The organism is Pseudomonas sp. P9_2, assembly GCF_034008255.1.
GTDB lineage: Bacteria > Pseudomonadota > Gammaproteobacteria > Pseudomonadales > Pseudomonadaceae > Aquipseudomonas > Aquipseudomonas synxantha_A.
In genome coordinates this window covers 5,928,339-5,943,491 of record NZ_CP125376.1, presented here as the reverse complement: position 1 = coordinate 5,943,491, position 15,153 = coordinate 5,928,339, and the positions used below count along the sequence as shown (strand labels likewise).

The window sequence follows — 15,153 nt, the reverse complement described above, 5'->3', positions numbered from 1 at the left end:
CATGCGGTCTGCCGCAGGGTTGTCAATACGCCATCTTTTACAAGAACTTGCCAGAGGAATAATCATGGATTCTCGATTGAATGCCTTCCTTGAGCGGGCCGACGCCGTACTTGCTCGCCTGGAACCCTTATTGCCGGCCCCGCGCCAAGCCATCGACTGGCGCCAATGCCTGGCCGCTCGTTGGCAGCGCGAAGGTCGCAGTGGCTTCCTGTTGCCGCTGGAAGTGAGCCTGGATATGCGCTTGTCGGACCTGATTGGCGTCGACAAGCAATGTGAACAACTGGCGCGTAATACCCAGCAGTTCCTCGATGGCCTGCCCGCCAACCACGCGCTGCTGTGGGGTTCTCGCGGCACCGGCAAGTCTTCCATGGTGCGTGCCTTGCTGGCTCAGCACGCCACGGCGGGTCTGCGCTTGATCGAAATCGAACGCGACCACCTGGCCGACCTGCCGCGCGTGGTCGAACAGTTGATAAAACTGCCGCAGCGCTTCATTTTGTTTTGCGATGACCTTTCGTTCGAAGCCGGCGAAGGCGATTATCGCGTGCTCAAAAGCGTGCTGGACGGTTCCCTGGAGCAGGCGCCGGAAAACGTGCTGTTGTATGCCACGTCCAACCGCCGTCATCTGGTGCCGGAGAACCAGAGCGACAACGACAACTGGAAACGTGTGGATGGCGAGTTGCACCCGAGCGAGGCGGTAGAGGACAAGATTGCCTTGTCGGACCGTTTTGGCTTGTGGCTGTCGTTCTATCCGTTTTCCCAGGAGCATTTCCTGGATGTGGTGGAACACTGGATCGGCGAGTTGGCCGGCAAGGCCGGCTTGCAGTGGCAGCACGATGAGCAGCTTGATGTACTCGCGGTGCGCTGGGCCACAGGGCGCGGCAACCGCAATGGCCGTTGTGCCTATCAGTTTGCCCGTTACTGGGTAGGTCTTAAATTGCTGGAACGTCAACCATGATCGATTTACAACAGGCCGGCAGCGGTCTCGATGGCTACGCCATGCTGTGTGCACAACTGGAGTCATTGCTGGCGGATGAGCGTGACTTTATTGCCAACAGTGCACAGTTTTCTGCGTTTCTGTTCAACCAGCTCGATGACCTGAACTGGGCAGGCTTTTACCTTAATCGCAATGAAGAACTGGTGCTTGGGCCGTTCCAGGGTCAGATAGCCTGCGTACGTATCCCTTTCGGCCGTGGCGTATGTGGCGCTGCTGCGGCTTCACGACAAACCCAGCGGGTGGAGGATGTGCATGCGTTCCCAGGCCATATCGCTTGTGACAGTGCCTCGAACAGTGAGTTGGTGGTGCCATTGGTCAAAGACGGTCAGCTGATTGGCGTGCTTGACCTCGACAGTCCCTCACTGGCCCGTTTTACACCTCAGGACCAGGCAGGGATTGAACGGCTGGCGGCGATTTTCCTGCGGCTGACCGACTGCTGAACCTGCAAGCCAAGGCAGAGGAGTGCAGGAGCGAGTGACTCGCTCCTGCCGTTGCGGGCCCGGGCGTTTATTGGCCTTGCAGCTCGGCCAGTTGAACCTGCAGCATCCTCTCCAGTTCCAGCATGAGATGCTCCAGCGCCTTGATGCCGGTTTCAATGGTTGCCCACTCTTCATTGCGAGCGCAGGTTTGCTCCAGCGCTTCGCATTGCCCAGCCAATGAATGGGCCTGAACGATACGGGCTGCGCCCTTGATTTTGTGGGCTTGCTCAATGATCTCAGGGGGTTGGGCCTGCCGGTTCAACAGCGTGACAAGCGCCTGACGGTCGTCACGGCTGCTGCTCAGCAGCTCCTCCAGCAGGCGTCGACTCAATTGCGGGTCGCCGCCGGTCAACGCTTGCAGGCACTCGAGGTTCAGGCGCTGGTTCGCAGGTTTGGGGGCGATTTGCGCCAGTTGTCGTTCCAGTACGGTCAGGCTGATGGGCTTGAACAGGCAGTCATCCATGCCGGCCTGCACGCAACGTTGTCTTTCCTCTGGCTGGGCGTTGGCGGTAAAGCCCAGCACCACACAAGGTACCAATTGTTCGCGTTGCTCATACTCACGGATTGAACGGCTCAGCTCATAGCCATTCATGATGGGCATGTTGCAATCGGCGATCACCAGGTCGAAATGCTCCTTGCGCCAGGCCTGGAACCCTGCAGCACCGTGCTCGGCGGCAGTGAATTGATGACCCAGGTAGCCCAGTTGCTGGCACATCAGCAGGCGGTTCGCCGGGTGGTCGTCTACCACCAGTACATTCAGCACCCGAGTGGCGGCCGGCGCTTCAGGCTGTTGCTCACCCACCACCGTGATCGTTTGCAGGCGGGGTACGCTCAGGTTGACGTGCACCTGGGTACCTACCATGGGCACGCTGCTCAGGCTCAACTGGCCGCCCATCATGGCGCACAGGCTGCGGCAGATCACCAGCCCCAGCCCCGCGCCGCTCCTGGCCAGTTGACCGGAATTGTCCGCTTGGGCAAAGGGTTCGAACAGACGCAGTTGATCCTCCCTGCTGATGCCGATGCCGGTGTCTTCCACCACCAGCTTCAGCTCGATCTGCTCCGGTGCCTGGGTCGGCTGTACTTCCACCTTGATCTTCACCTGACCTTGCTCGGTGAACTTGATCGCGTTGCTCACCAGGTTCGACAGTACTTGCTTGAAGCGCAGAGGATCTATCAGCACTTCGATATCGTTCAGGTCGGGCTTGAATTCCAGCAGCAGGCTGAGGGTTTTCTGGCGTGCCAGACCGTCGAAGACACGCACCACCGACTCAATCACCTCGCGCAGGTTGACGCGCTCCGGCGCCAGGCTGAGACGGCCAGACTCGATACGTGCGATGTCCAGGATGTCACCGATCAACTCCAGCAGATCCTTGGCCGAGTTGTACGCCACTTCGATGGCCGGGCGGTCGAGATGCCCTTGATCGGCGCGCTTGAGCGTCAGTTCGAGCATTCCGATCACGGCGTTCATGGGCGTACGGATCTCGTGGCTCATGGTGGCAAGGAACGTGCTCTTGGCGCGATTGGCCTCATCGGCCCGCTCTTTGGCGGCGCGTAGCTCATCAAACAACTCGCGTCGGTCGCTGATGTCGATCCAGCCGCCGATGATGCCCTGGACTTCGCCTGTGGAGTCGCGGTACGGCAGGATCCAGTGATAGATCGTCAGTTTGCGCTCGTGGATATGCAATGTGCGATCCAGGATCAGCGGAATGCCCTCGGCCACTACGCGCAGATAGTCAGCATGGTATTGCGCCGCCTCCGACTCCAGGGCCATGCTCATCTGGGTGACGCTTTTGCCGATCACGTCTTCGCGTTTGACGTCGAATACCTGCAGGTAGCTGTCGTTGCAGGTTTGCAGCAGGCCGTTGCGGTCACGCACGTAGATCGGATGGGGGGTTTCATTGACCAGCGCACGCATGAATTCGAATTGGTCGTTCAGGGCCCGTTCGGCCATTTTGCGGTGTTTTATCTGGCGCCGCATGTAGGCGTTCCAGGTCAGGGAAATCAGTAGCAACAGCCCGGTGCCGATGATGATTCGAGATATCAATTGATGGTAGTTGCGCCAGTAGCTGTCGGACGCGGCGGTGTAACCCCGCCAACGACTGTTGATCACGCCCATTTCATCCGGGGCGATGCTGAGCAGCGCCTTGTCGAGGATTGAGCTCAGTTCCGTGGCGTGGCGCGATGTCGCCAGGGTATAAGTTGCCGGCGTAGTGCCAATGCTGGCGCTGATCTGCAGCTTGTCCTGAAAAGCCTTGGCAGACAGCAGGTAGTTGGCGATCACCAGTGTGCTCACCGCGCCATCTACTTGGCCTTGTGCGAGTAACTCCGATGCCCTGAAAGTATCACTGGTTTCGACCAGGTGAACCTGGGGAAAATCGTTGGTCAAGGTCTCGATCAAGGGGTTGCCCTGGGTTATCGCCAGGCGCTTTCCTGCCATTTGTGCGATGTTCGCGGGTGGCCCTGGCTTCTTGGGTGTCAACAATACGTAGGAGTTTTCCAGGTAGGGTCGGCTGAAATTGAGCTGCGAGTCCCTTGTGTTGCTCGGCACAATGGCCCCGATCATATCGACCTTCTGGCTGGTGACCTGATCGATCATCGCGTTGACATCACGCCCGCGTTCAATCGAGAAGCGTAGGCCGGTGCGCAGGCGAATCAGCTCCAGGAGATCGGCGGTAATGCCGCGAAAGTTGCCGTCCGCATCGAAGAACGTGAGAGGCGCGAAGGTTTCATTGACGATCACCTTGACCACCGGATGCTCTTTAAGCCAGCGCTCTTCGCGTTGGGTCAGTTGCAATTTCTTGTCGGTGAGCAGGATATCGCTGCCGGCGCTCCAGCGTTTGGCGATGCTGTCTCGTTCGGTGATGGGGACCGCAGCCAGGACCGCGTCGACAATGCTCAGCAGCACGCGGTTATCTTCACGCATGGCGAAGCTGAAACCATAAGCCTCATGCTTGCCGAAATTGGCCATGCGGATGTTTTTGAGATAACCCTTGTTGATCATGTAGTGGGTGGAAATGGTGTCACCCAGAAACACATCCGCCTGATCGAAGGCCACCGCATTCAAGGCGTTCTGATAAGACGGATAGGCGCGGATGATGGCCTTGGGGTACAGCTTTTCTACCTCATTGAGCGGCAGGTAATGGTAGACAAGGCTCAAGCGCAGCCCGTCCAGGCCCTCGTTGAGGCTACGGGTTTCTCCCTCGCGGGTGACCAGTACCGGTTGGTCCACGGCGTAGGGTTCAGAGAGGATAAGGTTCGGTGTCGCAGCCTCAAAACCGTTGGATGAGCCCAACAAGTCGATTTCCCCGGTTTCCAAGGCTCGAATGGCTGCATCCCGGGACGGGTAGCGCATTACGTTGACCGGCAAGGAGAGTGCTTTGGCCAACAACCCCGCGTAATCGGCGGTCAGCCCTTCATAATCATAGCCGCTGGACGTCAGGTCGAATGGCGGGTAATCGGGCGCGGCGGTGCCCAGCACCAGTTCGCGTTTGTTTTGTAGCCACTGGTGCTGAGCCTTGTCAAAATGAGTGCCGAGTTGAACGGCTCCCGCACGACTCAATAAGGTGAAGTGTTCCGGGTTTGTTTGGTGCTCTGCGAGCACGGCAGTGCTGAAGTACAGACCGGCACTCAATATAATCAGATAGTCCTTTATACGCCTGGGCATCCGCTTTCTCACACTAGCGCGTTTCGTTTTGCCATCTCGATGAGTTCTACCAAGGATTTGGCTTTGAGTTTTTGCATTAACCTCTTTTTATAAGTACTGACAGTCTTGTTGCTCAAAAACATGCCTTTGGCTATTTCCTTGTTAGTGCGGCCTTGTGCAAAAAGTTGCAAGACCATCAGTTCCCGGTCATTGACTGTCTTGAACAGTTCCAGTTCTTGTACATCCAGGCCTTCCGTTCCGGGGCCGTTCAACGCCTGGCTGGGGAAGTAGTTGTAACCGGACAGGACCGCACGGATGGCGCTCAGCAACTCGCTCAAGTCCCCTTCCTTGCACACATAGCCCTCGGCACCCGAGCGCATGCATCGCGTGGCGAACAGCGTAGGGCATTGCGCCGTGAGCACGAGGGTTTTCATCGAGGTGTTCATGGCGTTGAATCGGCAGAGCACCTCAAGGCCGTCGAGTTTCGGGATGCTGATGTCGAGAATCACCAGGTCTGGAAGGCATTCGCGGACCATCTGTATCGCATCGCACCCATTGTCTGTTTCGCCGACGACCTTGTAACCCTCATGCTCCAGTAACATTCGAATGGCAAGCCGGATTACCGGGTGGTCATCGATAATAAAAACTGAGTTCATAATTACATTCCATGCTGGTGCAAATAAAGCGGGCACATTAGCTCAGAAGATGAGGGTGCAGCATGAAGCGCACAGGGAGTAAATGCAAAACAGGAAAGTTCCTACATTTAATAAGGCAAAAGCCTACAAGTTGTCAGGGTGGCGTTACAGGGTATATCAATAATTTGAAGGTGGTTACGCCAACAAACGGGGCCTTGGATTTTACGACGGGCCTTATAGTGTTTTTCGTTGAAAATGGTGTTTAAGTTCCTACATGAGAGAGTTAAAAGTTAACCTATTAGCCTTTCCAACTCATCTTTGTTCAAGGGCTTGGATAAATAGCCAAGCAGTGGAAGACGTCGTTGCAAGGCTTGCCTGCTCAGGTTGATCAATTCCTGCATGGGTAAGCCGCTTAACAGAATGGCGCCAGTGATGAAGCGCTGGCGGTTGGCGATTTCGATCAGTTCAAGCCCTGGCAGGTCAGGCAGGCATTGGTCACACAGCATCAGGTCGAAGGGGTGTTCGGACCGACTCATCGTGTGTATGGCCTGCTCGGCATTTTCCACGGGTGTCAGTTGCTCGAAGCCGAAGCTTTTGAGCAAGCACTGGGTGGCCAGAAGTTGAAAAGGGTGATCCTCCACCAAAAGAATACGAAGAGAGTGTCTGGGCATAAAAGTGCACACAGTGATGCAAGCGTCGATGGGGGCGGTAGGAATTGCGCGGCTGGCCCGTTAGGAGCGTGCGTGATTATTCTTCGGGCGCCTGTACGAATTCGATCAGGCCGCTCTGTTCCCATCGTAGGGCGATTCGTTTCAGGGAACGGGCGGCTTGATCGGATCGTTATTGAGGGCTGGAACGCCCGGTCATCTCCCGTGCCATTTCAGTGGCGTAGCTGTCGGTCATACCGGCGATGAAGTCGATCATCCGCAGGAACGAGGCGTGCAGCGGCCAGGCCGGATCCGGCGCGCTATTGCCCAGCAAGTCCAGAATGCGCCGATTCTTGAATGACGGCGTGCGCCCGCCATGTTGTTCAAGGGCCGCGCCGCAGAAGGCGTTCAGCAGGATTTCCAGGGTGGTGTAGGCGCCGATTTCGTGCAGTGTCTTGCGCTTGTCCTGGAAGATCTTCTTGCGCGCCATGTCCTTGGCATCCAGCACACAGCGCTTCGCCGGCCCGTGCATATGCTCGACCAGATCACCCGGCAGCGTGCCAGCGAGCAGGGCGTCCTGCTGTTCGACAAAGGCCTGCGCCGCCGCATTGGTCAGGTGCTCAATCGCTTTGCCGCGCAAGATCGCCAGCTTGCGGCGCCGAGAGTCAAGCGGGCCCAATTGGCGGTACGTCTGCGGCAAGTCATCGCCCACCAGATCAAGCAACAGCGACTCGACTTCGGCGTACTGCAGCAGCTCCATTTCCAAGCCGTCTTCCAGGTCGATCAGCGCATAGCAGATGTCGTCGGCCGCTTCCATCAGGTATACGAGCGGGTGACGGGCCCAGCGTTGCTCTTCAAGCTGGGGCAGGCCGAGCTTATGGGCGATCTGCTCCAGAATCGGCAGCTCGCTCTGGTAACAGCCGAATTTGTGCTTCTTGTAGCCCAGCGAGTCGGCGTGGCGGGCGGTCCAGGGGTACTTGAGGTATGTCCCCAAGGTGGCGTAGGTCAGCCGCGTGCCGCCGTCGAACTGATGGTATTCAAGTTGGGTCAGTACACGAAAGCCCTGGGCATTGCCTTCGAAGTTGAGAAAGTCATTGCGTTCGGCGCTGCTCATGTCGTCCAACCAGCCGCGCCCGGCGGCCTGTTGGAACCAGTGGCGAATGGCATCCTCGCCAGAGTGCCCGAACGGCGGGTTACCGATGTCGTGGGCAAGGCAAGCCGATTGCACCACCATGCCCAGGTCGCTCGGGTCGCACCAGTCGGGCAGGGCGCCGCGCAACGTTTCACCCACGCGCATACCCAGGGAGCGGCCGACGCAACTGACTTCCAGCGAATGGGTCAGGCGCGTGTGGATATGGTCGTTGCTCGATACCGGATGCACCTGGGTCTTGCGGCCCAGGCGCCGGAACGCGCCGGAGAAAATAATGCGGTCGTGGTCTTTGTGAAAGGGGCTGCGGCCCAGTTCTTCAGGGCTGTGCAGAGGTTTTCCCAGGCGTTCGCGGTTCAGCAGGGTGGGCCAATCCAAGGCAACTACTCTCCGTTCGGTGAATGACATCCGCCAGCTTCCCGTTTCCGGCGTGGCGGAGCAAGCAAAAATCTACAGGTCGGCGGTGCGGGCGAAAAAAGGCCCGGCACCTGTTGAGGAGGGCCGGGCCACTGGTATCGGCAAGCTAACCGCTGGCAAAGGTTTAACCCTTGCGTGAGCCTTGCATGGCCAATTTGATCAATGGGATCAACCCTGCACCCAGCCGCACCAGACGTGTCACGCTGCTGATACTGCCGCCCTTGGCGCCCTTGCCGGTGAAAAAGCCCATCAGCGTTACCGCCGCCACGCCCCACAGTGGCGCGTGCTTGATGCCCAGGCTGTCCTGCCAGTTGTGGCGCATGTTGCGCATTTTCTGCAGAGGGGCCATCAGTTGCTGGGACTCATGGCGGATTTCCTGGCGGTGCATTTCCATGCGCAGGCGGATCAGCGTCTTGCGCATTTCCCGGCGGGAGGTATTTTTCGGGATCTCGGTCATGCTCATGGCAGCAGGCGCTCCCGGTCGTTGGCCAGCTCTTCGAGCGTGGCGTGGAAGGGCGTGGATTCATCGAACACCGCCGCTTTCAGGCGCACACCGCAGAAGGCCGCGGCCAGGCTATAGAACACGCAAAGGCAGATGATCCCTGTCAGGCGGTAGCCGGTATCCCACACCAGGATCATCACCAGCGTCGACAACCCTACCAGCAACAGCAGGGCGAACACCAACGCCAGACCGGCAAACAACAACAGGCTGACAGTGCGGGCCTTTTGCTCCTGCAATTCGATGCCAAACAACTCGACATGACTGTGCAGCAAGCCCAGCACAGCGGCGCCCAAGCGCCGGGAGGTGGAGCCGCTTGCCGAAGAGTGTGCGCTCGTTGATGAGCTGGATTCGCCGATAGACATGATTAGCGCCTTGTAGCCAGCAGACCGATCAAAAAGCCCACGCCGGCAGCGATGCCGACTGACTGCCATGGGTTGGCTTGCACGTAGTCTTCGGTGGCGGTGATGGCCGCCTGACCGCGCTCGCGCAGGGAGTCTTCGGTCAGTTGCAAGGTCTCGCGGGCCTTGAGCAGGCTCTCGTGGATCTTGGTGCGCAGTTCGTCGGCCTGATCGCCGGCCAGTACTGCGGTGTCGTCCAGCAACCTTTCGGTATCACTGACCAGGGTTTGAAAATCCGCCATCAGTATCTCTTGAGCAGTCTTTGCTGTTTTACCGGCCATGGTTGTCTCCGTGTGTGGCTGATCTGTACGTGTGGTTTCGAGTCGCGGCGTTCGCTGAAGGTTCACTGCAATTGTGTGGTACAGCTTTTGCTTTGCATTGGTGCGCAGGCTCCGAGGCCCGCGCCGAATATGGGCGGTCGGGGCGCAAGCCTTGAAAAACCTTACCCTAAATAACTAAAACCCGCGGAAAAACCCTGTCGGCAACGGTCAGTTGTGTTGATCGCTGCGCTAAAGCGGTTCGTGCCCTCCCAAGAGGGACGAAACTGGTGGTACCCATTTAGTGCACCAACCCTCAGCTTGAACCGATTTGGTGCTTTTTGCCTTGATGCAGGCCTGCCAACCTCCATGGAAAATCTGCAAAGTGCGGTGGATACACTCGTCCACAGTTCCAACACCCTGTTTATCCTGATTGGCGCGGTCATGGTTCTGGCCATGCACGCCGGCTTTGCCTTCCTTGAGGTCGGCACGGTGCGCCAGAAGAATCAGGTCAACGCCCTGTCGAAAATCCTCAGCGATTTCGCCATCTCCACCCTGGCCTATTTCTTTATAGGCTATTGGATCTCATACGGTGTGAGCTTCATGGAACCGGCAGCCGTCATCAGCGCCGATCATGGCTACGGCCTGGTGAAGTTTTTCTTCCTGCTGACCTTCGCCGCCGCGATCCCAGCGATCATTTCCGGTGGCATAGCCGAACGTGCGAAGTTTGCCCCGCAGTTGTGCGCCACTGCACTGATCGTGGCGTTCATCTATCCGTTCTTCGAGGGCATGGTGTGGAACGGCAATTTCGGTCTGCAAGCCTGGCTGCTTGCAAGCTTTGGTGCCAGTTTTCACGATTTTGCCGGTTCCGTGGTGGTGCACGCCATGGGCGGCTGGCTGGCGCTGGCGGCGGTGTTGCTGCTGGGGCCGCGCAATGGACGTTATCGCGAAGGGCGCCTGGTGGCATTTGCACCGTCGAGCATCCCGTTCCTGGCGCTGGGGTCGTGGATACTGATCGTGGGATGGTTCGGCTTTAACGTGATGAGTGCGCAGACCCTCAACGGGGTCAGCGGCCTGGTGGCCGTCAATTCGTTGATGGCTATGGTTGGCGGTACCGTGGCCGCGCTGGTGATTGGCCGTAACGACCCAGGATTCCTGCACAATGGCCCCCTGGCCGGGCTGGTGGCGATCTGCGCAGGTTCCGACCTGATGCATCCGGTGGGCGCGCTGGTCACCGGCGTGGTCGCAGGTGGCTTGTTTGTGTGGTGCTTTATCGCTGCCCAGGCGCGCTGGAAGATCGACGACGTGCTGGGCGTGTGGCCGTTGCACGGCTTGTGTGGCGTGTGGGGCGGCATCGCCTGCGGCATCTTCGGGCAGGCCGCCCTGGGCGGGCTTGGCGGCGTCAGCTTGATCAGCCAGTTGATCGGCACCGGCCTGGGCGTGTCGGTGGCGTTTGGTGGCGGCTTGCTGGTGTACGGCGTGATCAAGCGCGTGCAAGGGCTGCGCTTGAGTCAGGAAGAGGAGTATTACGGCGCGGACCTGTCGATCCACAAGATCGGTGCGGTCAGTCAGGATTGATCGGCGTTTGGTCGTCAGTGTGTGGCGGCGGATAAAACCCGTGCAGCAGGTGATAGCGGTTCTGCCGTACCTCATCCACCCGCGCCTGTACCTGTTGGTCCGGCAGGCCCAGCAGGATCAGGGCGTGGGAAGCGAGCATCAGGCTTGATTCAAGCAACTCGGGCACCACTTCGCTGGCCCCCGCGGCCTTGAGTTCAGCCAACTGGCTGTCATCACGGGTGCGCACCAGGATCGGCACCTGTGGGTTGATCCGTCGCGCTTCCTTGAGCACCACCAGGGCGACATCGCTGTTGTCGACGGCGATCACCACCAACCGCGCGCGCTCCAGGCCCACGGCACTGAGCAAGGCACCCCGGCGACAGTCGCCATAATGCACGCTGCTTTCCTCGGTGGCGGCTTCCTGCACTCGTTCGGGGTCGTCATCCAGGGCAATAAACGCCTGGTGCTCGCGGCGCAAAAACCGCCCGATCGATTGTCCCACCCGACCATAACCGCAAATCACCGCGTGCCCGTGCAACTGAGCGTTGAGCGTGGTGATGTGCTCCAGTTGCACTTGCTGGTTGGGCTTGCGATGCAGGCGCAGGGCAATGGCCGGCGCTGCGCGCAACAGCAGCGGCGTCAACAGCATCGAGCAGAACGTGGCGGCCAGGAGCAGGCCGTTGAACTCATCCGGAATCAACCGGCTCTGTTGCATCTGCGCCATCAGCGCAAAACAGAACTCGCCACCCTGGGCCAGGGCCAGGCCGCTGCGCCAGGCGGTTTCAGTGTCGCTGCCGCGCAGCTTGACCAGTGTGGCGACTACGCAACCTTTGACCAACATCGGCGTGATGGTCAGACCTAGGATCAACAGGCTATGGCTGATGAACAACTGCAAGTCGATCAACATGCCGATGCTGACGAAAAACAGCCCCAGCAGAATGTCTCGGAACGGCCGGATATCCGCTTCGATCTGGTGACGGTAATGACTTTCACCCAGCAACATGCCGGCCAGGAACGCCCCAAGGGCAGGGGACAGGCCGAGTAGATGGGTGAGCCAGGCCGTGAGCAACACAATCACCAGCGCCAGCAGCACGAACAACTCTGCGGAATGGGACGCGGCGACTTCACGGAACAACCGCGGCAGCAACCAGCGGCTGGCGAATAACAGCCCCACGAACAACACCACAGTCTTGCCCAGGGTCAGCGGCAACGCCCAGTACCAGGCTTGGTCACTGCTGCCGGCAAACACCGGCACCAGTGTCAGCAGCAATACCGCCACCACATCCTGGAACAGCAGCACGCCTATCGCATTCTGGCCGTGGCTGCTGAAGATCTCCCCAAGACTGGTCAGTTCCTTGCTGACGATGGCCGTGGACGACAACGCCAACCCAGCACCCAGCAACAGCGCGACGCCGGGCGCCAGGCCCAAGCCCATCAGCGCAGCGCCGAGCAAGGCGCCGCATCCCAACACCTGCAAACTGCCCAGGCCAAACACCACGCGGCGCAGGGCGAACATTTTCGACAGGGAAAACTCCAGGCCCAGGGAGAACAGCAGAAACACCACGCCCATCTCGGCCAGGTCCGGCAGGTCCTCGTTGTCGTTCACCCAGTCCAGCGCGGTAGGCCCTACCGCCAGGCCCACGCACAGGTAGCCCAGCACGGGCGGCAGTTGCAGCCGGCGAAACAGCGCAATCACCACCAGAGATGAGGCCAGGATGATCAGCAGGTTGGCAAACACAGGCATCTCCATTGCAGGTGGACGGGCAAAAAGCCGCGAGAATCGCTGAATCAGTTATAGGCCATGGTGATCTGGGTCAGGTGTTTTGTCGGCAATGGGATTTCATGGCGCGAGCGGGTTTAGAATGGTCACTTGTTTTTCTGACCGGGTTCTCTCGTCATGCCTCCTGAATGCCAGCTGTTCGGCACCCTGGGTTGCCATCTGTGTGAAATTGCCGAAGCCGAAATCATGCCGCTCGTCGAACACGGGCTGCTGGTGGAGTTGGTGGATATCACTGAGCCAGATGACCTGACAGAAGACTACGGCCTGCGGATTCCGGTGCTTCGCCGCAAGGACACCGGGGCGGAACTGGACTGGCCGTTCGACACCGACCAGGTCGTTGCCTTTCTGCGCTGACGTTTATCCGATGGCGGGTTCGCCGATATTACGTTACTGTATATTCGTACAGCGATTGAATAGAGGGAACGCCCGTGGTGAATGTTGAACAATTGAAAAGCAGCGTCAATCGCATGTCCGCCGATGTGGTGCGCGACGCGGTCAACGAGCTGCGCCTCGATGGGCTGGTCACGGAAGGCAAGACGCCCTTCAACAAAGTGCATTTCAACACCTGCTTTGCGGAAATCGAGGCGCTGTTCCAGCGTGCCGGTTATCACAAACAGTTGGATGTGGTGGGTTATCAAGGCTTGCTCTACGCGCTCTATGATCCGGGCCGTTGGGAAGCAGTGGACGTACTGCGCTGGCTCAAGGAGTTCACCGAGGCGGCGAGCGCTTCGCCGGTGCTGCGGGCCCAACTGGCCAAGGCATGAGAACGGCCCTAGGCTCAATCGCGCTCCATGCGGGATAATACCCGCCTGTTTCCAGGTTCGAGCATTTGCATGTCCACTTCCGGTTTTTCCGCCGCCCAGCACCAAGCCAGCACGTTGTATCTGCCACCGGGGCCTTGGGCAACGGTGATCGACTGCCTGTGCGATCACTTCCCGGCCATTGGCCGTGAACAGTGGCGGGACCGCATTGCCCGGGGGCGAGTGCTGGATATCAACGGTAGCCCGATCAGCCAGGGCCTGGCCTACAAGGAAGGCCTGTGCATCTATTACTTTCGCGAAGTACCCAACGAAAAAGTGATTCCGGCACAGGAAACTATCCTGTACGCCGATGAACATCTGGTGGTGGCGGACAAGCCGCATTTCCTGCCGGTAACTCCCGCCGGCGAGTACGTTGAGCAAACCCTGTTGCGTCGCCTGATCCGTCGCCTGGACAACCCCGCCCTGGTGCCGTTGCACCGCATCGATAGGCACACGGCGGGGCTGGTGCTGTTCTCGGCCAACCCGCAAAGCCGCTCGGCGTACCAGCAACTGTTTCCCACGCGGCGTATCGACAAATTCTACGAAGCCATCGCCCCGGCCCTGCCGAATCTGAGCTTTCCCCTGGTGCATAAAAGCCGCCTGGTGGATGGCGAACCCTTCTTTCGGATGCAGGAAGGGCCGGGCGCCAGCAACACCGAGACGGCCGTTGAGGTGCGCGAGAAAAAGGGTGGTTTATGGCGTTACGGTCTGTTCCCGGTGACTGGCAAGAAACACCAGCTGCGCGTACACATGACTGCCCTCGGGGCGAGTATCTGCAATGACCCGTTCTATCCCGAGGTGGTCAAGGACGCCGAGGACGACTACGCCCACCCCCTGAAGCTGCTGGCCCAGGGCGTGCGTTTCATCGACCCGCTAAATGGTGAAGAACGCAGTTTTCACAGCCGTATCACCCTCGACTGGTAAACGCCGCAAACGACAAGGCCCGCGCGAGGCGGGCCTTGTTGGCAAGCGTTAAGGCTTACAGATCTTTAACGGTGCGAACCTGATCTTTATTGATGCGGGTGCGCTTGCCGTCAAGCTGTTGGAATTCGTAGAAACCCGAATCTTCGTCAAATTTCGGGGTGTCGACGGCCTGGATTTCGCGACCGTCATTCAGGGTGATCACTGTTGGCGAGGCGCAACCGGCGAGGGTGGCGAGGCCCAGTGCAAGCATGAGAGCGGCGATGGTCCGTTGAGTCATGAGTTTGTCTCCGAGAAAATACTTTTAAATTGCTGACCTTGTGACGTATGGGACGTCGGCAAAGTTCCTTGTGAAAGGCTCATTCTGACACGCCAGCCCGTGGGTGCAACAGCTCGGGCGTATTAAGATTGGCCAGGCGCGGGTCATCGGCCGGGCATTCCAGGCCGACGCCACCCAGTTGCAGCAGGACCTTGCGCGGGCTGCGTTCACCCGCTTGCCAGGCCCGTTCCACCTGATCTTTCAGGCCTGTTGGGATAATGCACAGCAAGGGTTCCCAGAACTCGCCATGACGCACCATGACGGGAACCTGCAGATTGCGTTGGGCAATCTGACGCAGGTCGGCCAGCAGTCGCTCATCAATCTGCGGCACATCGCACGGCAAGATCAGCAGATGTTCATGGCGTGCAGCGAAGAGTCCTGCTCGGATACCCGCCAACGGGCCGGGAAAGTCCGAGCTGTCATCACTGACCAGTTGGTCGGCATAGGGCGCGTAGTGTTCAAGGTTGCGATTGCACGAGATGATCAGGTCATCCGTGAGCGGCCTGACCAGCCGTTGCAGGTGGGCAATCAAGGGCTCGCCCCGCCATTGAAGCAGCCCCTTGTCCTGGCCGCCCATGCGTTGGCCACGACCACCGGCCAACAACAGAATCGAACAAGGCAGGGGTGAAGATTCAAGAGACATGGCGGTTCCACTGC

At 59.0% G+C, this 15,153-nt stretch carries 16 protein-coding genes; 6 read left to right on the top strand and 10 right to left on the bottom strand.

Annotation, left to right across the window (positions count from 1 at the left end; genetic code table 11):
* Positions 1-64 precede the first annotated feature (64 nt).
* Both QMK52_RS26035 and QMK52_RS26030 read left to right on the top strand, forming a co-directional pair.
* Positions 65-955 carry an ATP-binding protein gene (locus tag QMK52_RS26035; RefSeq protein ID WP_194440355.1) on the top strand — a complete coding sequence of 297 codons (891 nt, stop codon included), beginning with the start codon at positions 65-67 and terminating at the stop codon, positions 953-955.
* Entirely contained in the window at positions 952-1,434 is a 483-nt protein-coding gene (locus QMK52_RS26030; protein ID WP_032877122.1) for a GAF domain-containing protein, read from the top strand. The genes QMK52_RS26035 and QMK52_RS26030 overlap by 4 nt, the downstream gene beginning before the upstream one ends.
* 67 nt (positions 1,435-1,501) lie before the next feature.
* Here QMK52_RS26030 and QMK52_RS26025 read toward each other — a convergent pair whose 3' ends face one another.
* The 7 genes from QMK52_RS26025 to QMK52_RS25995 form a co-directional block, all read right to left on the bottom strand.
* The gene (locus QMK52_RS26025) at positions 1,502-5,137 is read right to left on the bottom strand and encodes a transporter substrate-binding domain-containing protein (protein WP_320403651.1); all 3,636 of its coding nucleotides are present in this window, start codon (positions 5,135-5,137) and stop codon (positions 1,502-1,504) included.
* Between the two features lie 8 nt (positions 5,138-5,145).
* A complete protein-coding gene (locus QMK52_RS26020) occupies positions 5,146-5,772 on the bottom strand; it encodes a response regulator transcription factor (RefSeq protein WP_005786466.1) in 627 nt (208 codons plus the stop codon).
* Positions 5,773-6,041: 269 nt separating this feature from the next.
* Positions 6,042-6,422, bottom strand: a complete 381-nt coding sequence (locus QMK52_RS26015) for a response regulator (protein WP_005786468.1) — start codon at positions 6,420-6,422, stop codon at positions 6,042-6,044.
* Between the two features lie 169 nt (positions 6,423-6,591).
* Positions 6,592-7,923 carry a deoxyguanosinetriphosphate triphosphohydrolase gene (locus QMK52_RS26010; RefSeq protein WP_005786469.1) on the bottom strand — a complete coding sequence of 444 codons (1,332 nt, stop codon included), beginning with the start codon at positions 7,921-7,923 and terminating at the stop codon, positions 6,592-6,594.
* Between the two features lie 163 nt (positions 7,924-8,086).
* Entirely contained in the window at positions 8,087-8,425 is a 339-nt protein-coding gene (locus tag QMK52_RS26005) for a hypothetical protein (protein ID WP_005786471.1), read from the bottom strand.
* A complete protein-coding gene (locus QMK52_RS26000; protein ID WP_005786473.1) occupies positions 8,422-8,826 on the bottom strand; it encodes a phage holin family protein in 405 nt (134 codons plus the stop codon). Before QMK52_RS26000 ends, QMK52_RS26005 begins: the two co-directional genes overlap by 4 nt.
* 2 nt (positions 8,827-8,828) lie before the next feature.
* On the bottom strand, positions 8,829-9,143 hold the full coding sequence (locus QMK52_RS25995; protein WP_005786475.1) for a DUF883 family protein: 315 nt from the start codon (positions 9,141-9,143) through the stop codon (positions 8,829-8,831).
* A gap of 345 nt (positions 9,144-9,488) precedes the next feature.
* Here QMK52_RS25995 and QMK52_RS25990 point away from each other — a divergent pair, with 345 nt between their 5' ends.
* Entirely contained in the window at positions 9,489-10,697 is a 1,209-nt protein-coding gene (locus QMK52_RS25990; protein ID WP_320403650.1) for an ammonium transporter, read from the top strand.
* Here the strand turns inward: QMK52_RS25990 and QMK52_RS25985 are convergent.
* On the bottom strand, positions 10,684-12,420 hold the full coding sequence (locus tag QMK52_RS25985) for a monovalent cation:proton antiporter-2 (CPA2) family protein (protein WP_320403649.1): 1,737 nt from the start codon (positions 12,418-12,420) through the stop codon (positions 10,684-10,686). The genes QMK52_RS25990 and QMK52_RS25985 overlap by 14 nt on opposite strands.
* A 153-nt stretch (positions 12,421-12,573) precedes the next feature.
* Here QMK52_RS25985 and QMK52_RS25980 point away from each other — a divergent pair, with 153 nt between their 5' ends.
* The 3 genes from QMK52_RS25980 (at position 12,574) to QMK52_RS25970 (ending at position 14,180) form a co-directional block, all read left to right on the top strand.
* Positions 12,574-12,810 (top strand): glutaredoxin family protein, encoded by a 237-nt coding sequence (locus QMK52_RS25980; RefSeq protein WP_005786480.1) that lies wholly within the window; start codon positions 12,574-12,576, stop codon positions 12,808-12,810.
* Positions 12,811-12,884: 74 nt separating this feature from the next.
* Positions 12,885-13,220 (top strand): hypothetical protein, encoded by a 336-nt coding sequence (locus tag QMK52_RS25975; RefSeq protein ID WP_003189932.1) that lies wholly within the window; start codon positions 12,885-12,887, stop codon positions 13,218-13,220.
* A gap of 69 nt (positions 13,221-13,289) precedes the next feature.
* Entirely contained in the window at positions 13,290-14,180 is an 891-nt protein-coding gene (locus tag QMK52_RS25970; protein WP_005786484.1) for a pseudouridine synthase, read from the top strand.
* A 55-nt stretch (positions 14,181-14,235) separates the two neighbouring features.
* On the opposite strand, the gene QMK52_RS25965 is transcribed toward QMK52_RS25970, so the two are convergent.
* Complete coding sequence (locus tag QMK52_RS25965) at positions 14,236-14,457, bottom strand: YgdI/YgdR family lipoprotein (protein ID WP_005786486.1); 222 nt, start codon at positions 14,455-14,457, stop codon at positions 14,236-14,238.
* Between the two features lie 79 nt (positions 14,458-14,536).
* Complete coding sequence (gene mobA / locus QMK52_RS25960; RefSeq protein WP_005786488.1) at positions 14,537-15,139, bottom strand: molybdenum cofactor guanylyltransferase MobA; 603 nt, start codon at positions 15,137-15,139, stop codon at positions 14,537-14,539.
* Positions 15,140-15,153: the final 14 nt, after the last annotated feature.

Bases quoted from the DNA above. Each gene is read 5' to 3' on its own strand.
- QMK52_RS26000 (WP_005786473.1), bottom strand. From the start codon at position 8,826: ATGTCTATCGGCGAATCCAGCTCATCAACGAGCGCACACTCTTCGGCA.
- QMK52_RS26030 (WP_032877122.1), top strand. From the start codon at position 952: ATGATCGATTTACAACAGGCCGGCAGCGGTCTCGATGGCTACGCCATG.
- QMK52_RS25965 (WP_005786486.1), bottom strand. From the start codon at position 14,457: ATGACTCAACGGACCATCGCCGCTCTCATGCTTGCACTGGGCCTCGCC.
- QMK52_RS25970 (WP_005786484.1), top strand. From the start codon at position 13,290: ATGTCCACTTCCGGTTTTTCCGCCGCCCAGCACCAAGCCAGCACGTTG.
- QMK52_RS25995 (WP_005786475.1), bottom strand. From the start codon at position 9,143: ATGGCCGGTAAAACAGCAAAGACTGCTCAAGAGATACTGATGGCGGAT.
- QMK52_RS26025 (WP_320403651.1), bottom strand. From the start codon at position 5,137: ATGCCCAGGCGTATAAAGGACTATCTGATTATATTGAGTGCCGGTCTG.
- QMK52_RS25985 (WP_320403649.1), bottom strand. From the start codon at position 12,420: ATGCCTGTGTTTGCCAACCTGCTGATCATCCTGGCCTCATCTCTGGTG.
- QMK52_RS26020 (WP_005786466.1), bottom strand. From the start codon at position 5,772: ATGAACTCAGTTTTTATTATCGATGACCACCCGGTAATCCGGCTTGCC.
- QMK52_RS25990 (WP_320403650.1), top strand. From the start codon at position 9,489: ATGGAAAATCTGCAAAGTGCGGTGGATACACTCGTCCACAGTTCCAAC.
- QMK52_RS26005 (WP_005786471.1), bottom strand. From the start codon at position 8,425: ATGAGCATGACCGAGATCCCGAAAAATACCTCCCGCCGGGAAATGCGC.
- QMK52_RS25980 (WP_005786480.1), top strand. From the start codon at position 12,574: ATGCCTCCTGAATGCCAGCTGTTCGGCACCCTGGGTTGCCATCTGTGT.
- QMK52_RS26035 (WP_194440355.1), top strand. From the start codon at position 65: ATGGATTCTCGATTGAATGCCTTCCTTGAGCGGGCCGACGCCGTACTT.
- QMK52_RS26015 (WP_005786468.1), bottom strand. From the start codon at position 6,422: ATGCCCAGACACTCTCTTCGTATTCTTTTGGTGGAGGATCACCCTTTT.
- mobA (WP_005786488.1), bottom strand. From the start codon at position 15,139: ATGTCTCTTGAATCTTCACCCCTGCCTTGTTCGATTCTGTTGTTGGCC.